Annotated in this window: 4 protein-coding genes; 1 reads left to right on the top strand and 3 read right to left on the bottom strand. The window is 62.6% G+C overall.

All coding sequences use genetic code 11. The features are described from left to right. The first annotated feature begins 81 nt into the window (after positions 1–81). Positions 82–2,541, top strand: coding sequence for a TonB-dependent siderophore receptor (locus HBJ59_RS06655; RefSeq protein ID WP_167663055.1), 2,460 nt, complete (start codon positions 82–84; stop codon positions 2,539–2,541). A gap of 75 nt (positions 2,542–2,616) precedes the next feature. Here HBJ59_RS06655 and HBJ59_RS06650 read toward each other — a convergent pair whose 3' ends face one another. From HBJ59_RS06650 to HBJ59_RS06640, 3 genes are all read right to left on the bottom strand, one after another. Continuing rightward, positions 2,617–3,576, bottom strand: a complete 960-nt coding sequence (locus tag HBJ59_RS06650; RefSeq protein WP_167663054.1) for an alpha/beta hydrolase — start codon at positions 3,574–3,576, stop codon at positions 2,617–2,619. A gap of 60 nt (positions 3,577–3,636) precedes the next feature. After that, positions 3,637–14,028 carry a non-ribosomal peptide synthetase gene (locus tag HBJ59_RS06645; RefSeq protein WP_167663053.1) on the bottom strand — a complete coding sequence of 3,464 codons (10,392 nt, stop codon included), beginning with the start codon at positions 14,026–14,028 and terminating at the stop codon, positions 3,637–3,639. 129 nt (positions 14,029–14,157) lie between these two features. Then, positions 14,158–22,074 carry a non-ribosomal peptide synthetase gene (locus tag HBJ59_RS06640; protein ID WP_167663052.1) on the bottom strand — a complete coding sequence of 2,639 codons (7,917 nt, stop codon included), beginning with the start codon at positions 22,072–22,074 and terminating at the stop codon, positions 14,158–14,160. Between the last annotated feature and the right edge of the window lie 2 nt (positions 22,075–22,076).

Here is a 22,076-nt window from a genome sequence, read left to right as displayed (position 1 = left end):
GATGACGTGCGTCTCACTTGGTAACTGAGAAGTAATCTCACTAAGATCTCTCGATCGTTGACCCTTAAGAGCACTCCAATAATGCCTGCACATCGACTTCGCCCCCACGTCCTGGCCATGATGATTCGCCACGCGCTCACGCCAAATCTGCGCGTTTGCGCGGCTGGCCTGGCAGGGCTTCTGCCCATGCTGGTACACGCCCAGGAAATGCCCTTCAACATTCCGGCGCAGTCGTTGAGCAGTGCGTTGCAGGCTTTCGGTACCCAATCCAACCTGCAAGTGCTGTATAGCCCGCAGGACCTTGAGGGCAAGCGCAGCACCGCCGTGCATGGCAACCTGGACCCTTCTGCCGCCATCGCCACCTTGCTGCAGGGCAGCGGCGTGCATTTCCAGGTGCAAGGCTCTGCGGTGACCGTCAGTGCCTCGGCGGGCGGCGCGCTGGAACTGGGCGCGACCACCATCAATGGCCAGACACTGGGGTCGACCACTGAAAACAGCGGTTCCTACACCACCGGCGCGATGCAGACGGCCACCAAGTTACCCTTGTCCCTGCGTGAAACCCCGCAAGCGGTGACGGTGATCACTCGCCAGCGCATGGACGACCAGGGCATGCGCAGCCTCGACGATGTGGTCCAGGCGGCACCAGGCCTTCGCCTGTCCGCGGCGCGACCGGCCAACAGTGAGTTTTTCGCCCGCGGTTTCCCCATCAACAACCTGATGTTCGATGGCCTGCCCACGACCTATTCCGCCGACTGGGTCGCCACCGCCGACCTGGCCCCGTATGACCGTGTCGAAGTGGTACGCGGTGCCACGGGCATGATGCAAGGCGCCGGTGACCCTTCGGCCGCCATCAACATGGTGCGCAAGCGTCCTACCAAGGAGTTCCAGGCGAGCGTCACCGGCAGCGCCGGCAGTTGGGACAACTACCGCAGCGAGCTGGATGTGTCGGGGCCGGTCAATGACAGCGGCACCGTGCGTGGTCGCTTCGTCGGCGCCTACCAGGACAAGGACAGCTACCAGGACTACGCCGGTCGCGAGCGCGGCGTGTTCTACGGCATCACCGAATTTGACCTCAACGACAGCACCACCCTGACCGTGGGCGCGTCTGATCAGAATGACAATAACAACATCAACTGGGGTGGTTTGCCGGTGAACCCCGACGGCAGCAGCATGGGTTTCTCGCGCTCCCAGACGTTCGGCTACAACTGGTCGCACCAGGACATCGACAACAAAACCGTGTTCGCCGAACTGGATCACCGCCTCGACAACGACTGGCGCCTGCACTTTGGCGCGTCGAAAAACTGGTCCGACTTCAAGCTGCTGGGTGCAGTGCTGGAACGCAACAGCGACTACTCCTACCGGCAACGTGTGTTCAACCAGAGCCGCGACTACGACCAGTCCACCTATGACTTCTTCGCCAGTGGCCCGTTTGCGCTGTTCGGCCGCCAGCATGAACTGGTGGTGGGCGCCAGCAAGCGCCAGCTCAAGACCGAAGCCACCGGCGGCACGATCTTCTTCAACAACGTCGACATCAACAATTTCAACCCCAAAGGTCAGCCAAAACCAACCGTTCCAGACGTTTACTCCCTCAGCGAAAAGGTCAACCAGGAAGGCCTCTACGTCACGACTCGCTGGAATGTGGCCGATCCGCTGAAGGTGATTCTCGGCGCGCGCCTGGACTGGTACGACTCCAATGATGTCTACAACCAGATCAGCGACCAGTACTACACCTCGGGCAAAACCAAGGTGGTGCGTAACCTGACCCGCTATGCCGGTGTCATCTATGACCTGGACGACACCTACTCGCTCTATGCCAGCTACACCGATATCTTCCAGCCACAAAGCGAGAAGGACGAGCTCGGTGCCAGTATCAAGCCCATCACCGGCAAGAACTATGAAGTGGGTATCAAGGGCGAATACTTTGACGGCGCGTTGAACGCCAGCGCCTCGTTGTTCCAGATCGACCAGCTCAACCGCGCTGCTGAAGTGGCCGACTACACCAGCTGCAAGGTCATCCCGACCGGCAGCTACGCTTGCTATGAAGCCGCGGGCAAGGTCAGGAGCCGGGGTATCGAGCTGGAGATCAACGGTGCGCTGACGCCGAACTGGCAAGTGGGTGCCGGTTACACCTACGCCCAGGCGCTGTACGAGAAAGATGCCGACAAGAACAAGGAAGGCACCCTGTTCGACACCGACGTACCACGCCACCTGTTCAAGGCCAATACCACGTACCACCTGCAAGGTGACCTGAACAAACTGCGTATCGGTGCCAACGTCTATAGCCAAAGCGGTACGTATAACAAAGGCGTCAGCACCTTCAACGGCCAGCGTCAAAACTTCCACGTCGAGCAGGACGCCTATGCCATCGTTGGCTTGATGGCCGGCTACCAGGTCACCAAAAACCTGGACACCCAACTGAACGTCAACAACGTGTTCGACAAAAAGTACTACCAGGGCATCGCCAGCAACTCCACCTGGAGCCCGTATGACGTCTACGGTGACCCACGCAACTTCACCGTGACCGCCAAGTACACCTTCTGATAGCGGTTAAACGGCGTAAAAAAAACCGCATCCCTGGGGATGCGGTTTTTTTATGCCCACCGTAAAACCGGTGTGTCAGCCCAGGCGCTCGGCCAACGCCAGGACAATACGCTCCCGAGCGACATCGGCTTCATCAACGATAGAGCCCATGCGCAAGAAATCATGGGACATGCCCTCGAACACCTCCAGTTGCACCTGCACGCCCCCAGCCTCGAGATGCCGGGCGTAGGCCACCGCTTCATCATGCAGCGGGTCGCACTCGGCCACGATCAGCAAGGCCGGCGCCACGTGAGCGCTCACCTCGCCGAGCAGCGGCGAGAAACGCGGGTCCAGGCGGTCGGCCGGATCGTTCTGATACTGCTGGTAGAACCACTCCAGGGTGTCTTTTTCCAACAAGTGCCCAACCCCGTAGCGCTCCACCGAAGCACTGATGCGGCTGGCATCGGTCGCCGGGTAAATCAGCACCTGCAGACACGGGCGAGGCAGCTCCTCCTGGCCAGCGAGGCTGCTGGCAAGCACCGTCGCCAGGCTACCGCCAACGCTGTCGCCAACGACCGCCATGCGCTCAGCATCGATACCCAGTTCCCGCGCATTGAGCGCCAGCCATTGCCACGCGTCCTGGGCATCATTGAATGCCGTCGGAAACCGCCACTGCGGGGCCAGCCGGTAACCCACCGACAACACCGGCAACCCGCACTCCTGAGCCAGGTTCCAACACAGGGCGTCGTGGGAGTCGAGACTGCCCACCACATAACCCCCGCCATGCAGGTAAAGCACGGCGCCACTCAGTTGGCTAGCGTCCAGTTCGGGCGGCCGGTACAACCGGGCCTCTACACGGTGACCATCGCGGGCCGTGAAGGTACGCGACTCGATAAACGCCGGCTCATCGGCACCCGGGTCCATCAGTGCCGAGGATTGATCGAACTGGCGACGGGCTTCTTCCGGTTGCAGCTGGTGCATCGGCAGCGCTTTTCCGCTGCGGCGGCCGCTTTCCACCAACTGGAGGTAGGCGGCGAGATCAGGATTAAGGGGCATGGGCAAGGTTTCTCCAGACAGGCGCCGCCGGTGGCGGCGCCTGTCGACACAGGTCAAGGTTCAGGAAGGCTCGGCGACGATGGTCAAACCATCCAGGGCGTCTTCCAGTTCAAGCAACACCGACAGCTCCCTGGGCACCTGAAAGTGCCCGCAGGTCAGCGGGAGGCCAGGCAGGTCGGGGCAACCGATCTGCCGGGCCAGCTCACGTTGTTCATCTTCACGCCCCGCCACCCACCAGCTCAGGGGGCGCGCCGTCACTTTCGGGCAATAATCCAGCTCGCGGGACAGCCGCTTGAGGGTACGGGCGCAGGCAAATACCTGCGCCAGCTCATCCACCCCCAGGCCATGCGTGGCCGGCCGTTGGCTGAGGGCCTCACTGATCAGGGCACGCGCAAGCTGCGGGCTTTCCTGGCGGGTATCGCTGACATCCACGGCCCCCGCGTCGGGTGCCGTCGCCCGCAACAGCTCGCTCAAATCATCCAGCCAATGGTCCTGCTGTTCGGCGTTGGCGGGTGACGGCACAAAACTGTCGAGCAACGCGACAAACTCGACCGTCTGCCCCTGCTGCTCAAGCTCAGCCGCCATCAGCAGACTCAAGGTGCCGCCCAAGGACCAGCCCAACAAGCGATAAGGGCCTTGGGGCTGTTTGTTCCGCAGATAGCCGACGTAGTCCCGGGCGATGGCCACCAGCGATTGATCCTGCCAGCTCGGGTCCAGCAGTTGTCGGGCCTGGATACCGATCACCGAGCACTTGCCGTTCAGACGGCGTGCGAGCGGCTCATAGTCGAATACCGTGCCGAAACCGGCATGTACACAGAACAACGCAGGCGTGGCACCGAGCTCGGCATTGAGGGCCAGCAGCGGCACGTTCTTGCCAGGCACGGCGGTGAGCTGCGCAATGCTCGGCTTCTGGATCAGGTCCCGCAGGCGCAGGGTGAAACCGAACTTCTTCAGGCTGCGGGACTTGGCCACCACTTGCATGCTGAGGATCGAATCACCCCCCAGCTCAAAGAAGTTATCCGTTACCCCGACCCGCTCCACTTTGAGAATGGTTTGCCAGATATCCGCCATGGCCTGTTCCAGCTCGTTGCGCGGTGCCACGTATTCACTGCGTGCATCCGGCATCGGCAGGGCGTTGCGGTCCAGCTTGCCATTAGGGTTGAGCGGCAGCCGGTCGAGCACGATCAATTGCGCCGGAACCATGTACTCCGGCAGCGCCTGCTTCAAGCGCTCGCGCAGTTGCTCAACGATTCCTCCGCCCTCATCGCCGTTAAGCGTGACGTACCCAAACAGTTGATTGCCGCCAGGCCCCTCGCGCACCACGACGGCGGCATGCCCGACCTCTTGCATCGCATTGAGGCGGGCCTCGATCTCTCCAAGCTCGATACGGAACCCGCGAATTTTCACCTGGTTATCCAGGCGACCGAGGTAGTCGAACGTACCGCTCTCGCGCTGGCGCACCAGGTCGCCGGTGCGGTACAGGCGCCCGCCCGGGGTAAACGGATCGGCCACGAAGCGCTCGGCCGTGAGCGCGGCACGGTTCAGATAGCCCCGTGCAACACCCTCCCCGCCCAGGTACAACTCCCCCGCGACACCCGCCGGCAGCGGGTTGAGGTCGATGTCGAGGACGTAGGCACTGCGCTGGCCCACACATTCGCCGATCGGCGCATAAATCGCCCCACACGCCTGGCCTTCAGCAGCCTTCCAGATCAGTGGCGTAACCACGGTTTCCGTCGGCCCGTAACCATTGATGATGTACTGCGGTTTAAGCGCCTCTCGGGCCAGGGCATAACTGGCCTCTGGCACTGCGTCACCGCCAAAGCAGTAGATCCGCACCGACGGCGGGTTGCCATCGAGCCGTGCGTGTTCGGCCAACTGCAACAGGTACACCGGTGGGAACGCTGCCACAGTGACGCCGTGTTGGTGCATGGCCTCGTAGGTCTGCTCGGGGGTCCAGAGCTCGTCGTCACGCAGCAACAGGCAACCGCCGTGCGTGAGCGTCGTGAGCCAGCGCTCGTGGGCACCGTCGAAGGCGAATGACATAAACAGCAACTCGCAGTCGGCGGGACTCATTTCGTAGCGCTCGCCCACCGCACGGCAATGCATCGCCAACGGTCCATGACTGACCACCACGCCTTTGGGCTGGCCGGTAGAACCGGAGGTGTAGATCACGTAGGCGAGGTTTTCCTCGTGCACCCGATGCGCTGGCGCGGTAACAGGCCACTGGCTGCCGTCCAGGCGGTCAAGCTCCAGCACATGCAACGCCGGGCTGATTGGCAGGCTGGCGGCGAGCCGCGAATCGGTCAACAGTAAAGCGATGCCGGAGTCCTGGATCAAATAGCTCAGGCGCTCACGCGGGTAAGCGGCGTCGATAGGCACATAGGCGGCCCCCGCCTTGAGCACCGCGAGCAAAGCCACGATCATGGTTTCGCTACGAGGCAACGCCACGCCGACCCGTACTTCCGGGCCCACGCCTTCGGCGATCAGTTGATGGGCCAGTTGGTTAGCGCGGGATTCCAGCTCGGCGAACGACAGGCTTCGGTTGCCGACCTTGACCGCCGTTGCGCTGCCCTGGTGCTCGGCCCAGTACTGGATGCGTTGGTGGACCAAAGGCTGCGGCAGGTTTTGGACAGGGGGCGGGGTGTACACGGCCGGCGTGTGCAGCAGGCCGAGATTGCCAACACGCTGGTCGGCGTTCGCGGACAGTGCCAGCAGCAACGCTTCCATGTTGGCCCGGATCCCTTCCACTGCCACATCGCTGAAGCATTGGCGCAGGTACATGTACTCAATCGCCAGGTAGTCTTCCAGGGTCACCATCAGGTCCATCGGGAAGTCTGTCAGGCCCGCCCCGCCGACGTCGCCAAAACGCAGCGAATCATCCTTCCACTCCCGCAAAGTGCGATCCAGCGGTTGGTTTTCAAAGACGATGATGCTGTCGAACAATGCCTGCCCGGAACGCCCGGCCCATCGCTGGATATCCCCCAGCGGGGTGTATTCATGGTCGCGCAGCTCCAGATTGACCCGCTGCACAGCCTGCAGCCACTGGCCCACACGGGCTTGCGGATCGACGTCGTGGATCACCGGTAACGTGTTGATGAACAGCCCCAACATGCTCTGCGCGCCCGGCAAGGCACTCGGACGCCCGGCCACGGTAGCCCCGAAGCACACACTGCGCTGGCCACTGTAACGGCTGAGCAACAACAGCCATGCGCCCTGTACCAATGTGTTCAGGGTGATGCGCTGCGCGGCGGCAAACACCTTCAAACCCTGGGTCACCTGGGGTGTAAAGCGGCTGTACAACGCCTTGTGCCCATGCTCGCGCTCGCCGCTGGCGAAGGCATCCGCCAGGTAAGTCGGCTCCTGGAACTCGGCCAACTGGCGACGCCAGAAGGTTTCGCTGATCACGCGGTCCTGCTGACGCAACCAGCCAATGTAATTGCGATACGGCACCACAGGGTCCAGGGTTTGCCCGGAATATCGGGCCAACACTTCGCCCATCAACTGGGACGTGCTCCACCCGTCCAGCAGGATATGGTGATAGGTCCAGATCAGTTGATAACGGTCATCCGCCAGGCGGATCAGCACCACACGCTGCAACGGCGCCTGGTCGAGGTTGAAGCCCCGCAGGCGCTCGCCCCGTGCCATGTCCTTGATCAACCCGTCCGTGGCCGCCTCATGGCGCCAGTCGAGTTCCGTCATCGGCAGGGCAACGTCGCGCAGGACGAATTGCAGCGGCTCGTCCAGGTCTTGCCAGAGGAACCCGGTGCGCAACACGTCGTGCCGTTGCGCCACGTCGGCCCAGGCCTGGCGCAAGCGCTCTACGTGCAAGCCGTCGACCGACACGTTGAGCTGGTTGATGTACAGCTCGTCTTCAGGGTTGCTGTTCAGCCCCAGAAACAACATGCCCTGCTGCATCGGTGAAAGGCTGTACACGGCCTCGACCTGCCCATGAGGAAGGGGCAAGGCTTGCACCTGCTGTTCGCTCAACCCATGCAGGGTGACCGGTTGCGTATTGACCTGGGCATGAACCGGGGTCACGTTGGCGGCCAGTTTCTCGATGGTCTGTTGCAGGAACAGATCCTTGGGCGCCATCTGCAAACCCGACTGCCGTGCCTGACTGACCACCTGGATCGAGATGATGGAATCCCCGCCCAAGGCGAAGAAGTTATCGGTAATCCCTACCCGGGGCAGGTTCAGCACGTCTTGCCAGATATCCGCCAATTGGCGCTCAATCGCCGAACGCGGGGCAACGTAGTCAACCAACGCCTGGCTGACATCCGGCGCTGGCAACAGGTTGCGGGCGAGCTTGCCGTTGGCCGTGACGGGCATGCCATCAAGGCTGATCAGGTGCGCAGGCACCATATAGTCCGGCAGCCCCTGGCCGAGGAAGCTTGCCAGCTCGCTGCGCAACGCATCGCCAGCCTGGCCCGGGGCACTGTTCACCGGTACAAAATAGCCAACCAGTTGCGTGCCCAAAGGCCCGTCTACCGCCAGCACCACCGCTTCGCGAACCTGCGGATGCTCCATCAACCGCGCCTCGATCTCGCCCAATTCAATGCGCAGGCCACGGATTTTCACTTGGTGGTCAATACGCCCGACGTAGTCAATGACGCCCCCCTCCCGGTAACGCGCCAGATCGCCGGTGCGGTACAAGCGGCCACCGCCCACCGGGTCGAAAGGGTCGGGTACAAAACGCTCGGCGGTCAGGGCCGCACGTTGGTGGTAGCCCCGGGCAAGGCCAATGCCCCCCAGGTAGAGCTCACCGCTGACACCGCGTGCCGCGGGGTTCAGGCTCGACTCAAGAATATGGGTCTTGAGGTTATCGATCGGCCTGCCGATCGGCACGCTGACCCCATGCTCTTCGCCGCAGGTCCAGTGGGTGACGTCGATGGCTGCTTCGGTCGGACCATAGAGGTTGTACAAGGCTGCGCCAGGCAGACGGGCACGGGTCTGCTCCGACAGAGCCTTGGACAGCGCCTCGCCGCTGCAGATTACGCGGCGGATGCCACGACAGGCTTCCACCCCTTCACACGCCATGAAGGCCTGCAACATCGAAGGCACGAAATGCAGGGTGCTGACCTGGTAACGCAAGATTGCATCGCGCAGGCGTTCCGGGTCGCGGTGTTCTCCTGGCTGGGCAATAGCCAGTCGCGCGCCGGCCATCAGCGGCCAGAAGAACTCCCACACCGAGACGTCGAAGCTGAAAGGGGTTTTTTGCAGCACCGTGTCATCGGCGTGCAAGGCGTAGGCCTTCTGCATCCAGTGCAGCCGGTTAAGCAGCGCCTCATGGGTATTGCCTGCCCCCTTTGGCCGGCCCGTGGAACCCGATGTGTAGATCACATAGGCCAGGTTGCCCGCTGCCAGCGACGGCTCGGGGTTACGGTCGCTGTAGCCCTCCAGCCAGTCTCCGTCCTGATCCAGGCAGACGGTTTGCACCGACTCGGGGACCGGTATTTGTTGCAGCAGCGCGCTCTGGGTCAACAGCAAGCCCACACCGCTGTCAGCCAACATATAGGCCACGCGGTCCGACGGGTAATCCGGGTCGAGGGGCACGTAGGCGCCCCCCGCCTTGAGAACCGCCAGCAAGCCGATCACCATCTCCAGGCTACGCTCCAGGGCCACACCCACCAACACTTCCGGGCCGACGCCCAGCGCCTGCAGTTTGTGCGCCAGGCGGTTGGCACGGTGGTTGAGTTGCGCGTAGCTCAGCGTTTGCTCCGCAAACAGCAATGCCGTGGCATGAGGCTGCTGGCGTGCCTGATGCTCAAACAGACGATGGACATAGCGCTCACCGGGGTAGACGGCTTCGGTGCGGTTCCAGGTTCGGACGATTTTACGGCGTTGTGCGTCGTCCAACAGCGGCAGATCTTCGACCCGTTGCGAGGGTTGCTCGATGACCGCCAGTAACACATTGCGCCAATGCTGCGCCAACTGCTCGATGGTGCCGGCGTCGAACAGTTCGCTGGCGTAGGTGAACGCTGCCGACAGGCCATCCTGATGCTCGACGGTGTCCAGCGTCAGGTCGAACTGCGTGCTGTGGGCTTGCCAGTCGAGGCCTTCGACGGTAAGCCCCGGCAATGGCTGACGGCTGCTTTTGGCATCGGTCTGGTGGTTGAACATCACTTGGAACAACGGGCTGTGGTTCAGGCTGCGCTCGGGCTGCAACACATCGACCAATTGCTCGAAGGGCAAGTCCTGATGGGCCTGGGCCTCCAGCGCTGTCTGTTTGACCTGTTGCAATACCTGGGCAAAGCTCACCAACGGTTCGAATTCGGCCTTGAGCACCTGGGTGTTGACGAAAAAACCGATCAATCGCTCGATATCCCCCCGTGTACGGTTGGCCACCGGCACCCCGACACGCACCTCGGCCTGCCCCGAGTAGCGGTGCAGCAAGGACTGGAACGAGGCCAGCAACAGCATGAACAGCGTGACACCCTGGCGCTGGGCCAGGGCCTTCAGGTCATTGATCAACGCAGGTTCGAGGGTGACCGCCACTTGGGCGCCGGCACGACTGGGCGATGCCGGGCGCGCACGGTCGGTGGGCAACTCCAGCACAGGCTGCTCGCCGCCAAGTTTTTGCGTCCAGTACGCCAACTGCCGGTCGCGTTCGCCGGCCTCCATCCATTGGCGTTGCCAGGCGGCGTAGTCGGCATACTGGATCGGCAACGGGGCCAGGTCCACCGCCTGGCCCTGGCTGAAGCCGGCGTAGAGTTGCACCAGTTCGTCCACCACGATCGGTGTCGACCAACCGTCAGTCACGATGTGGTGCAGCGTCAATACCAGCACCTGCTCCTCGTCGCTCAAGTGCAGCAAGCGTGCCCGCAGCAACGGCCCGTGCTCCAGGTCGAACGGCTGCTGCACCAGGGACTGGACCCGCGCAGCCAACTGCGCCTGCCCGGCCAGGGTCTCCTTTGGCAGCACAAACTCGCCGGCCGGATGGATGACCTGCAACGGCGTATTGCCGTCCTGGGTAAACGTGGTACGCAGGGTTTCGTGGCGGCTGATCAATGCTTCGAACGCACGACGCAGCGCTTCGCTGTCCAGAGGCCCGCTCAGGCGCAAGGCCGCGCTGATGTTGTAGGCGGCGCTGGTGGGTTCCAGTTGCCAAAGAACCCACTGCCGTTGCTGTGCATAAGACACCGCAATGGGTTGGCTGCGGTCGACCGGGGTAATCGCCTGCACGCTGGCAGCACTCGCTGCCCGCCCCGCCAGTTCGGCAAAGCCGGCCAGGTCCTGGGCCTCGAACAGCCGGCGCAGCGGCACTTCCAGGCCCAGGCGCTGACGGATACGGCCGATCATCTGCGTTGCCAGAAGGGAATGGCCACCCCGCTCAAAAAAGTTATCACTCAGGCCAACTTGCTCGACCTTCAGCACCTGCGCCCAGATCTCAGCCAGCGCCATTTGCAGCGGGGTGTGCGGCGCCACATAACTCGCTTGCGGGGCACTGTTGGCGTCCAGCCGCGGCAAGGCCTTGCGGTCCAGTTTGCCATTGGGTGTCAGCGGCATCTTTTCTACAAAGGCCAGGTAGGTCGGCACCATGTAGTCCGGCAACTGCTGTTTCAGGCAGGTTTTCAGGGTTTGTCGCCAGGCATTCTGGGTGTCGTCATCGGCCTGGTGGGCGCTTGGGTCGTGGCTGACCAGATAAGCCACCAACTGCTTGCCCAACGGCCCGTCGATGTCGATGACCACCGCTTCGCGCACGTATTCATGAGCCTGCAGGCGCGATTCGATTTCGCCGAGCTCGATACGAAACCCGCGAATCTTCAACTGGTGGTCGAGACGGCCGATGTACTCAAGCACGCCCTCCTGGCGGTAGCGCACCAGGTCACCCGTGCGATAAAGACGGCCGTTACCGAACGGGTCCGGCACAAAGCGCTCGGCGGTCAGCCCGGGACGTTGCAGATACCCGCGGGCCAAGCCCTCTCCACCGATGTACAGCTCACCACTGACGCCCACCGGGACAGCATCGAAGTTGCCATCCAGCACATGGAACGTGGTGTTGCCGACAGGGCGTCCCAGCCAGACGTCGCTGCTGCGCTGCACATAGTGCACGCCCGACCAGATGGTGGTTTCCGTCGGGCCATACAGGTTCCACACATGGCCCGCCTGGGCGATCAGGCGTTCGGCCAACTCGGCAGTCAGGGCTTCGCCGCCGCTGAGGACTTTCTTGCCAGCCAGTGCCTGCGGGGGAGCGGCATCCAGCAGCATGCGCCAGGTGGAGGGGGTGGCCTGGATCACGCTGACGGCTTGCTCGTCGATCACCTTGAGCAGCGCGTGGGGGTCCTGGTTCTGCTGGTCTTGCAGCAGCACCACACAGGCCCCCCGCAGCAGCGGCAGGTACAGCTCAAGGCCTGCGATGTCGAAGGATAACGAGGTCAGGGACAGCACACGGTCGCCGGCGTCGACGCCCGGACGTTCAGCCATGGTCCAGAGGAAATTGACCAAGGCATCGTGGCGAATCGTCACGCCCTTGGGCAAACCCGTGGAGCCGGAGGTGTAGATCACATAGGCCAGGTTCGCCGGCAAAGCCAGCACCGGCAGGTTTTCTTCGCTGCAGTCACCCAACCAGCCGGGAGCCTGGTCCAGGCACAAGCTGCTGACCGTGGCCGGCACCGCCAGTTGTTCCACCAGGCTGCCTTGGGTCAACAGCAGTTTCAGGCCGCTGTCGCTCATCATGTGCGCCAGGCGTTCACGAGGGTAGTTCGGGTCCAGGGGCACATAAGCACCGCTGGCCTTGAGGATCGCCAACAGGCCGACAATCATCTCCAGCCCGCGCTCCAGCGCCACGCCCACCAGCACCTCCGGGCCGACACCCAGGGCACGCAGCTTGTGCGCCAGTTGGTTGGCCTGTCGATTGAGCTGCCGGTAGGTCAGCGACTGCCCGGCAAAGGTGAGTGCACAGGCATCCGGAGTGGCTTGAGCCTGCGCTTCAAACAATTGCGGCACACACTGTTCGCGGGGATAGGACGCCGCAGTGCGGTTCCAGTCCTGAACGATGCGCTCGCGCTCGTCGGCGGAGAGTAGCGGCAACTCGTTGATCCGCAGCGCAGGCTGCTGGCAAATGGCAGTCAGCAGGTTGTGCCAGTGCCGACCGAGCTGTTCGATGGTACGGGCATCGAACAGGTCGACGGCGTAAGTCAGGGAGGCCGACAGGCCGGCAGCGTGTTCGGTGGTGTCGAGGGTCAGGTCGAACTGGGTGGTATGACTTTGCCAGTCCAGCCCACTGACCGTCAGGCCCGGCAAGTTACGGCTGGTGGTGGCAACCTGGGTCTGGTGGTTGAACATCACCTGGAACAACGGACTTTGGCTCATGCTGCGCTCGGGTTGCAGCGCCTCCACCAGTTGTTCGAAGGGCAGGTCCTGATGGGACTGGGCATCCAACGCGGTTTGCCGGACCTGTTGCAGCAAGTCACTGAATCGCAGCTGCGGATCGAATTCGGCCTTCAACACCTGGGTGTTGACGAAGAAGCCGATCAGGCCTTCGGTTTCACTGCGGGCACGGTTGGCAATGGGTACGCCGACCCTGATTTCGCGCTGCCCGGAATAGCGATGCAACAGCGCCTGGAAGGACGCCAGCAGCACCATGAACAAGGTCACGCCGTGTTGCTGCGCCAAGCCCTTGAGCGATCCAAGCAACGCCACGTCCAGATCCATCGCCACGCGCGCACCGGCGCCGCTGGGCACCGTCGGGCGCATGCGGTCGGCGGGCAGTTCCAGCACCGGCTGCTCGCCCCCCAGCTTCTCCAGCCAATACGCCAATTGACGCTCACGCTCGCCGGCTTCCATCCAGTTGCGCTGCCACAGGGCATAGTCGGCGTACTGGATCGGCAACTCAGGCAGCGTCACCGCCTGGCCCTGGCAGTGGCCGGCGTAAAACTGCACCAGGTCGTTGACCAGAATCGGCATCGACCAGCCGTCAGCAACAATGTGATGCACCGTCAATACCAGCACATGGTCCTGCTCACTCACCCGCAGCAAGTTCATGCGCAGCAGCGGGCCTTGCTCCAGGTCGAACGGCTGGGCGGTCTGTGCCTGCACGTACGCCTTGATCTGCCAGTCGAGGTCGGCGCCCGCCAACGGATCGACCTGCAAGGTGAAGCCTCCCGTCGGATGCACCACCTGCACGGTCTGGTCGTCTTCCTGACGAAAGGTGGTGCGCAGCACTTCATGGCGCTCCACCAATGCCTGGCAACTGGCGCGCAGGGCATCCACATCCAGCACACCTTCAAGGCGCAGCGCGGCACAAATGTTGTAGGCGCTGCTGTCCGGTGCCAGTTGCCAGAGAAACCATTGGCGCTGCTGCGCGTAGGAAAGCAAAGGAAGCTCGGCACTGGCCCTTTTGAATATCGGGGTGAGCCCATAGAGGTTGACGCCCTGTCGCTTGAGCAAGGTGGCCAGCGCCTTGCGTTCCTTGGGTGACAGTGACTCTACGGAATCGAGCAATGCTTGCACTTGAACCTCTCCTACACCAATACCGGCTCAACGCCCGGGGGCACGCGGGGGTGTTGAACACATGAAAGAGCCGGACAATGTCCGGCTCCTTGAATGCTGAAATGTGGGAGTCAGGTGTCCCTCTCCCTCCTACGAAGTCAGCTCATCAATTTCCTCTGTAGTAAGACGTTTGAGGGCCTCCAAAGATTTAGCCAATTCGCTGTGAATCGTCTGACTCTGGTCCTGCTTGCCGGCAGCCACCTTGCTGAACGCGGCCAGGGTCGGATGTTCGAACAGTTCGCGCAGGCTGACCTCGATCGATAACTGCTCGCGCACACGCACCACCACTTGCACCACCAGCAGCGAGTGGCCACCCAGTTCGAAGAAGTTGTCACCCAGGCCTGCCTGCGGCACTTTCAACACATCAGCCCAGATGGCGGCCATCTGTTGCTCCAGCTCAGTCACCGGCGCTATATAGTCCGCCTGCAACTGGCTGGCAGAGGGCTGCGGCAGTGCCTTGCGGTCCAGCTTGCCGTTGGCGGTCAACGGCAAGGCAGGCAGCATCACCCACTGCGCTGGCACCATGTAGCCCGGCAGGCTGGCACGTACATGCTCCGCCAGCGCGGTACGCAGCTCGCCCAGCACCTGCGGGCCGGCCTCGATCAGCGCCGGGGCGCGAGGCACGCAGTACGCAACCAATTGCTTGCCACCGACACCTTCGACATCCACAACCACCACGCCCAGCAGCGCCTCGTGAGCCTGCAGGCGCGCCTCGATCTCTCCGAGTTCAATGCGATAACCGCGAATCTTCACCTGGAAATCGGCTCGGCCAATGTACTCCAGCACCTCACTGCCGGGCTGTTGCCGGGCCAGGTCGCCGCTGCGGTACAAGCGCCCGCCGGGATGGATGCTGAACGGGTCAGGAACGAAACTCAGGGCGGTGCGCACCGGGTCACCCAGGTAGCCGCGCCCTACTCCCACACCGGCAATGTGCAGCTCACCCGTGGCCCGTGCCGGCATCGGCTCGAGCAAATCATTCAGCACATACAAACGGTTGTGATCGGTGCGCGTGCCAATCGGCAAGTGCGTTTGCCCAGCGGGCTCCCGGACGCGGTACAGGGCCACGTCGTCGGAGCATTCCGCAGGACCATAGGCGTTGATCAACTCGATCTGCGGGTAGCGTTCCAGCCAGCGTGCAGCGAGTGCGGGCGGCATGGCCTCCCCCGTGGTCAGCAGGTAACGCAAGGCGGGCAACGCTACTGCGGGCAGCTCCAATACCGCCTGAATCATCGCGGGGACGCACTCCAGTACGCTCACGCCCGTGGTGCGCGCATGCTCCAGCAACTGTTGCGGATCCTGGGCAATGGCATCCGGGATGATTTGCACCCTGGCACCGCACAAGGTGGCGGTGAGCAATTGCCACACACTGATGTCGAAACTCTGGGACGCCGTCTGGGCAATCACATCCGCCGCACTCAAGCCCAGGTAAGGAATTTTGCTCAATTGGTTATTGAGCATACCGGCCTGTTCCACCATCACGCCCTTGGGCACACCGGTGGAGCCTGAGGTGAAGATCACGTACGCCAGCAGGCGCCCGGCATCCATCGGCAGTGCGCGCAAGGGGTTGGTCAGCGGCGGTTGCGCCTGCACCTGCTCCCATACGAGCAAGGCCGGTGGCTGCTCAAGTCCCTCGAGTAATTGCCGGGCAAGGGTGTGGCACGCACTGTCGCACACCAGCACCGACGCACGGCTCAGGCCCAGTACATCCGTCAGGCGTTTCAGCGGCAGGTTCGGGTCCAGGGACAAGTAGCCCGCACCCGCCTTGAAGGTACCAATCACCATGCCCAGCAACGGCAGGTCGCGTTCACCCAGCACGGCGACCAGGCCATCGGCCTCGACGCCTGCCGATTGCAGGACCCGGGCCAATTGGGTGGACTGCACGTCCAGTTGGTCATAGGTCCAGCTACGGCCCTGGCAACTGGCGGCGATACGCTGGCGGTTGTCCGCAACGGTTGCGCCGAACAACCGGGCATAGCCCTCGTTGAGTGACGCTGGCAGTTGATCGACTTCGGACACGCTGTGGCTCAGGCCCGGCAGTTGATGGAACGGTTGATCCAGACCTTCGGCCAGCGCCAGCAACGTGGCCTGGAAATCAGCCAGCAAGGTTTCGATGGTCGCCGCGTCGAACAGACGCTGGTCATAGGACAAATGCAGGCCCAGCACTTCACCCGGGTACACCACCACCGTGATCGGGTAGTTAGTGTGGGTGCGAGAGGTCCCGGCCTGGACTTTCATGCTCGCCGCCTGCACCCCCACGCTGGATTCCACCGGCGCGTTTTCGAACACGAACAGGCTGTCGAACAGGGGTTGCCCGGCGCCGACTTCACTGCAACCCTGGACAGTCACCAACGGCAGGTGCTCATGCTCGCGCAACCCCAGGTTATGCTCGAACAGTGACTGCAACCACGCCCTGGCACTCTGCGTGGACTCCGCTCCCGGCACGGCTACGCGCAGTGGAATACTGTTGATGAACAGCCCTACTGTCGCCTGCATTTCCGGGAACTCGATGGGCCGCCCCGCCACGGTGATGCCAAACAGTACGTCCCGTTCGCCGCTGTAACGTTGCAACAGCATCGCCCAGGCACCTTGCACCAAAGTATTGACCGTCAATTGCGCGCTCTGCGCCTTCTGAGCCAATGCGGCACTCTGCTCGCGGCTGAAGTAGACGATCCGGTCGCCCACCGTCGCCTCGCCTTGTTCACGGTTGACGGTGTGGTCGAACGGCAACGGCGTCGGCCGCTCGAAGCCACGCAGGTTGTCCGTCCAGAATTGCTTGGAGGCACCCTGATCCCATCCTTCGAGCAAGGCAATAAAATCACGGTAGCGCGAAGGCACCGGCAGTTGCACCGGCACGCCCTTAAGCAAACCGTCATAGATTTTGAAGAACTCATCCACAATGCCCATTCGGCACCAGGCGTCCAACAGCACGTGGTGGTTGCTGAAGACAAAACCAAAGCGCTCCGGCGCCAGCTGGATCAGGCGCAGGCGGAACGGTACTTCCCTGGCCAGATCGAAGCCCTGGTGCAACTCATCCGCCAGCTCGGCAGCCAGTTTGCTTTCGTAATCGGCACTGTCGACGTGCTGCCAATCGTAGAAACGAATGGCCGGCTCCGGTCGCCTGTGAACGATCTGCACCATGCGCTCGCTGACATCCCAGCAGAATGAGGTACGCAGTACTTCGTGGCGTCCGACGACGAGCTTCCAGGCCTGCATAAAGGCCGGCACGTCAATGCCGTGCTCCACCAGGTAGCAGTACTGCATCATGTAAATGCCCGAACCGGGCTCCAGCAAGGTGTGCAATAACAGACCTTCCTGCATCGGCGACAGCGGGTAAATGTCCTCGATGTCCCGCGCAGCCACCGGCAGGCGGTCCAGTTGCTGCTGGGTCAGGCCGGCCAACGGGAAGTCCCCCGGCGTGACACCTTGGCTGGTCTCGTCAAGACAGTGTTCGATCACCTCCTTGAGTGCCTGCTCGTAGGCACTGGCCAGGCGCTGCACCGTGTCCTCGCGGAACATCTCGCGGCTGAAGGTCCAATCCAGGGTCAGCTCGCCGTCATACACCTGGCCGTTGATGCTCAGCCAGTTACCCAGCGGCGCATCGTCGCTCTGACGCTTGCCGGTGCCTTCGCTGGCCGGTACGAACAGAGCGCCCTGGTCCCGGGCGAAACTGCCGTCGAACTGCCCGAGGTAATTGAACGTCACCCGGGCTTCGGGCAGCGCACGCAGTTGAGCGGCAAACGCCTCGGCACCGAGGTAACGCAGCACGCCGTAGCCGATCCCCTTGTTGGGCACCTGCCACAGTTGCTGCTTGATGTGTTTGATGCTCTCGCCAACCGAGGCCTGGGGTGTGAGCTTGACCGGGAACAAACTGGTGAACCAACCGACGGTGCGGCTCAGGTCGATGTCGTCGAACAGGTCTTCGCGACCATGACCTTCCAGGGCAATGCTCACCGCCGGCTGCCCGCTCCACTGGCACAGCACGCGGGCCAGGGCAGTCAACAACAAGTCGTTGACCTGGGTGCGATACGCCACGGGCGCCAACTTGAGGAGTTTGTGGGTCAGGTCCTTGTCCAGGCGTGAAGAGACGTTGGCGGCCTGACGATTGGTCAGCGCACCGTCGACGAAGTCACACGGCAACGCCGCGCTCCCCTGATCCAGCGCGTTGAGCCAATAATCACGTTCAGCCGCCAGGGCTTCATCGCCGGCATAGCGCTGCAGATTCGCGGCCCACAGTTTGAGTGAACTGGTCTTGGCGTCCAGGGTGATGGCGACGCCCTGGTCAGCCTGTCGATAGGCGGTTTGCAGGTCCTCCAGCAGCACGCGCCAGGAAACACCGTCCACCACCAGATGGTGAATCACCAGCAGCACACGTTGCTGGCCGTCCGGCAGATCGAACAGCACCGCACGCACCAACTGGCCCTCGTTCAGGTCGAGGCTGCCTTGGGCTTCATCGGCTGCATTGGGCAGGTGCGCAAGGTCATCCAGGGTGTTTTGCCAAAGGATGGGCTGAGGCGCACGCGCCCGGAGTTCCGCACGCCATTGGCCTTGCTGCTCGCTGAAACTCATGCGCAACGCATCATGGGCCTGCACCAGCGCTTGCAATGCGGCTTCCAGGGCAGCCGGGGCCATGCGTTCGGCGAGGGTCAACAGCACTGACTGGTTCCAGCGCTGCCGCTGATCGACAGGCGTCTGGAAAAACCGCGCCTGAATCGGCAACAACGGGACCCTGCCATTTGCTTCCTGCACCGGCTGTGGTGCCGTGGTGCGAGGTTTTTCCTCAACCCGTTTGGCCACTTGCGCCAACAGACCAACGGTCTGCTTTTCGAACAGTTGCTTAGGGGTGATCTTGATGCCCTGGCGTTTGGCCCGGGCAATGATTTGCAAGCTGAGGATTGAATCGCCGCCCAACGCGAAGAAGTTATCCGTGGTGCCCACCTGCTCAAGCTTGAGCACATCGGCCCACACACTCGCGAGCTTCTCTTCAATCTCGCCCACCGGTGCCACGTACTCGCGACTGACCACTTCAGGCTGGGGCAAGGCACGCTTGTCGAGCTTGCCATTGAGGGTCAGCGGCAAGCGCTCGAGCAGCAGGATATGGGCCGGGACCATGTAGTCCGGCAAGCGTGCCTGCAACTGCGGGGCCAGTGTTGCAGCATTGATGTCGGGGGCCGCCACGCAGTAAGCCACCAGTTGCAGACGGCTCGGATCACTTTCCAGGGCTTGCGCCAGGACCACCGCATCCTGCACACCCTCGAGGGTGCGTAACAGCTCGGCAATTTCCCCAGGCTCAACCCGGTAACCGCGAATTTTGACTTGCTCATCGGCACGGCCCAAAAACTCCACCCGGCCCTGTTCGACCCGTGCCCGGTCGCCTGCCCGATACAGGCGCTCGCCGTGACGCGCCTGCGGGTCTGGTACAAAACGCTCGGCGGTCAGTGCCGCGCGGCCCAGGTAACCCTGGGCAACGCCCTGCCCGCCCAGGTACAACTCACCCGCCACCCGTTCAGGCACGGGGTTCAACCCGCTATCCAGCACCCGCACCCGGCTGTTGGCCAGCGGCCGGCCCACCGGCACGGTGCGATAACCCTCGAGGTTTTCCAGCACTTCATGACTGAGTATCCCCACGGTGGTTTCCGTTGGCCCGTAATGGTTGACCACGCGGCAATCCGGATGCAGTTGACGCACCTTGTCGACCAATGACCAAGGGCACGCCTCGCCACCGACAATCAGCAGGCGCCGAGGCAGCACAGCGCCCGCGTCGGCGGCCTGCAGCAGCCCCTGCAAGTGACTGGGCACAATTTTCAGCACATCCACCTGATGCTCGTTCATGTAGCTGGCAAAACTGTCCGGGTCGAAAGCATGGTCCTTGGTCAGCAGGTGCAACAACCGGCCGCTGGCCAATGCGCCAAACAGCATGGTGTGACCCAAATCCGCCGCCACGGTCGATGCCATGGCCATGCTCGCCCCCGCCGGTACCTGCAAGCGCTCCAGGACACCTTGCACATAGTTGGCCAGCATTTGGTGGCTGAGTACCACGCCCTTGGGTTGGCCGGTGGAGCCCGAGGTGTAGATCACATAGGCGGTATGCTGGGGCAATACGTCGCTGCTCACGGCCGCGTCATCGCAGTGACTCCAGATAGCCGGTTCAAAGGCCAGTACCGGGCAGGCGTCCAGTTGCCCCAACAGCTCATCGCCAGAAGGACGAATCAGCAAGGCCGCAGCGCTGTCGACCAATAGCGTTTGCAGGCGTTCGGTTGGCTGGGCGCCGTCCAGCGGCAAAAAGGCCGCCCCGGTTTTCAGCACCGCAAGAATGCTGATGACCCACTCAACAGAGCGCTCCTGGCACAAGGCAATCAGGCTGCCGGCGCCGATCTGCTGCTGACGCAGGTAAGCCGCCAACTGGTTCGACTGGCGCTCCAGCTGAGGGTAAGTGAGCATTTGCTTGCCACACCGCACCGCTGGCGTGTCACCCGCCATTTCCAGCGATTGCTGCCACAGGCTGAGAAAATCGGTGTGCGCAAACGCGAGCACGTCACCTTCCAGGGAAGCCGGGGCGGCGTGTGGATGGTCGAGCAAGCGACTGTCCGGGGCCTGTGCCAATTGCTGCAGCAACTGCTGCAATGACTGGGCGATACGCGCAATGGTCGGCGCTTCGAACAGGTCTGTGGCGTAGGTGAACCAGGCTTCGATACCGTTGGGGCTATCGCTGAAGTCAAACGCCAGGTCAAAACGTGCGTCAGCACCGCTCAAGGGGAACTCTTCGACGCTCAACCCGCTCAGCGTCTTGCGGGCGCCTGCGCTGCTGGCTTCGCCCGCGACGTTCTGGTTGAGCTTGAACTGGAACAGCGGGTTGTGGCTCAGGTTGCGCTCCGGCGCCAGGGCATCCACCAGTTGCTCGAATGGCAATTCCTGATGGGATTGTGCGCCCCCCACCACGTGTTTTACCTGCTCAAGCAGCGCCTGGAAGGTGGTGTATTCATCGACCTGAACACGCATGACCTGGGTGTTGATGAAGAAGCCGATCAGCCCCTCCAGGTCCTTGCGATTGCGCCCGGCGTTGGGCACGCCGATGCGGATATCTGACTGCCCGCTGTAACGCGACAGCACCACGGCCAATGCCGAGAGCATCAGCATGAACAGGGTATGGCCGTTTTTCTGCGCCAGCGCCTTGAGGCTTGCTGACAAGGCCGGCGCAATATCCGCCCGCAGCACGGCGCCCTTGTAGCTGGCCTGGGCTGGACGCGGGTGGTCCAGAGGCAACTCAAGCACCGGTTGCTCACTGCCCAGTTGTTGTTGCCAATACTGCAACTGACGCTCGCCCTCGCCCGCTTCCAGCCAGGCGCGCTGCCAGATGGCGTAGTCGGCGTATTGGATCGGCAACGGCGGCAGGTTTATCGCCTGCCCGGTCACCAGGCTGTCATAGCACTGCACGAAGGTCTCGACCATCAGTTCGCTGGACCAGCCGTCACTGACGATATGGTGCATGCACACCGTCAACACATGCTCGTGCGCCTCCAGGCGGAACAGTTTGACCCGCAGCAGCGGGTCGCTGAGCAGGTCGAACGGACGGCTCAGCTCCTGCTTGACCAGGCTGTCGAGCGTTGCACGGTCGTCCACAGCTTCGTGTTCCAGGACAACGCTTGGGTGTTCGAGGATCTCCTGGTAAAACTCGCCGTCCTGAGAGACCAGGCGCGTCCGCAGGGTTTCGTGGCGCTGCACCAGTTGGCTTAACGCCTGGTTCAACGCGTCGAGGCTCAGCTCGCCCTTGAGGCTCACGGCCATCGGGATGTTGTAGAAGGAGCTGTCGGGTTCCAGTTGCCACAGGAACATCATGCGCTGTTGCGCATACGACAGCGGGATGCGTGCCACGTCATGACGGGTAGCCGCAATCGGCAACAGCTTGAAGCTCTGGCCGGTGGCCTGCATTTTTTCCAGGATCTGGCGGCGCTGCTCCAGTGGCAGGCCAACGAAGCGCTTGGCAATCCGTTCAGCTGTAGTCTTATCCATGT

The sequence above is a fragment of the Pseudomonas sp. AN3A02 genome (assembly GCF_011765255.1).
Classification (GTDB): domain Bacteria; phylum Pseudomonadota; class Gammaproteobacteria; order Pseudomonadales; family Pseudomonadaceae; genus Aquipseudomonas.
Note: the sequence above shows the minus strand (reverse complement) of the source record. Positions and strands in the feature narration are given on the sequence as shown.

What these genes read in the sequence shown, in the direction of transcription:
- HBJ59_RS06655 (WP_167663055.1), top strand. Translation starts at nt 82, where the DNA reads ATGCCTGCACATCGACTTCGCCCCCACGTCCTGGCCATGATGATTCGC.
- HBJ59_RS06640 (WP_167663052.1), bottom strand. Translation starts at nt 22,074, where the DNA reads ATGGATAAGACTACAGCTGAACGGATTGCCAAGCGCTTCGTTGGCCTG.
- HBJ59_RS06650 (WP_167663054.1), bottom strand. Translation starts at nt 3,576, where the DNA reads ATGCCCCTTAATCCTGATCTCGCCGCCTACCTCCAGTTGGTGGAAAGC.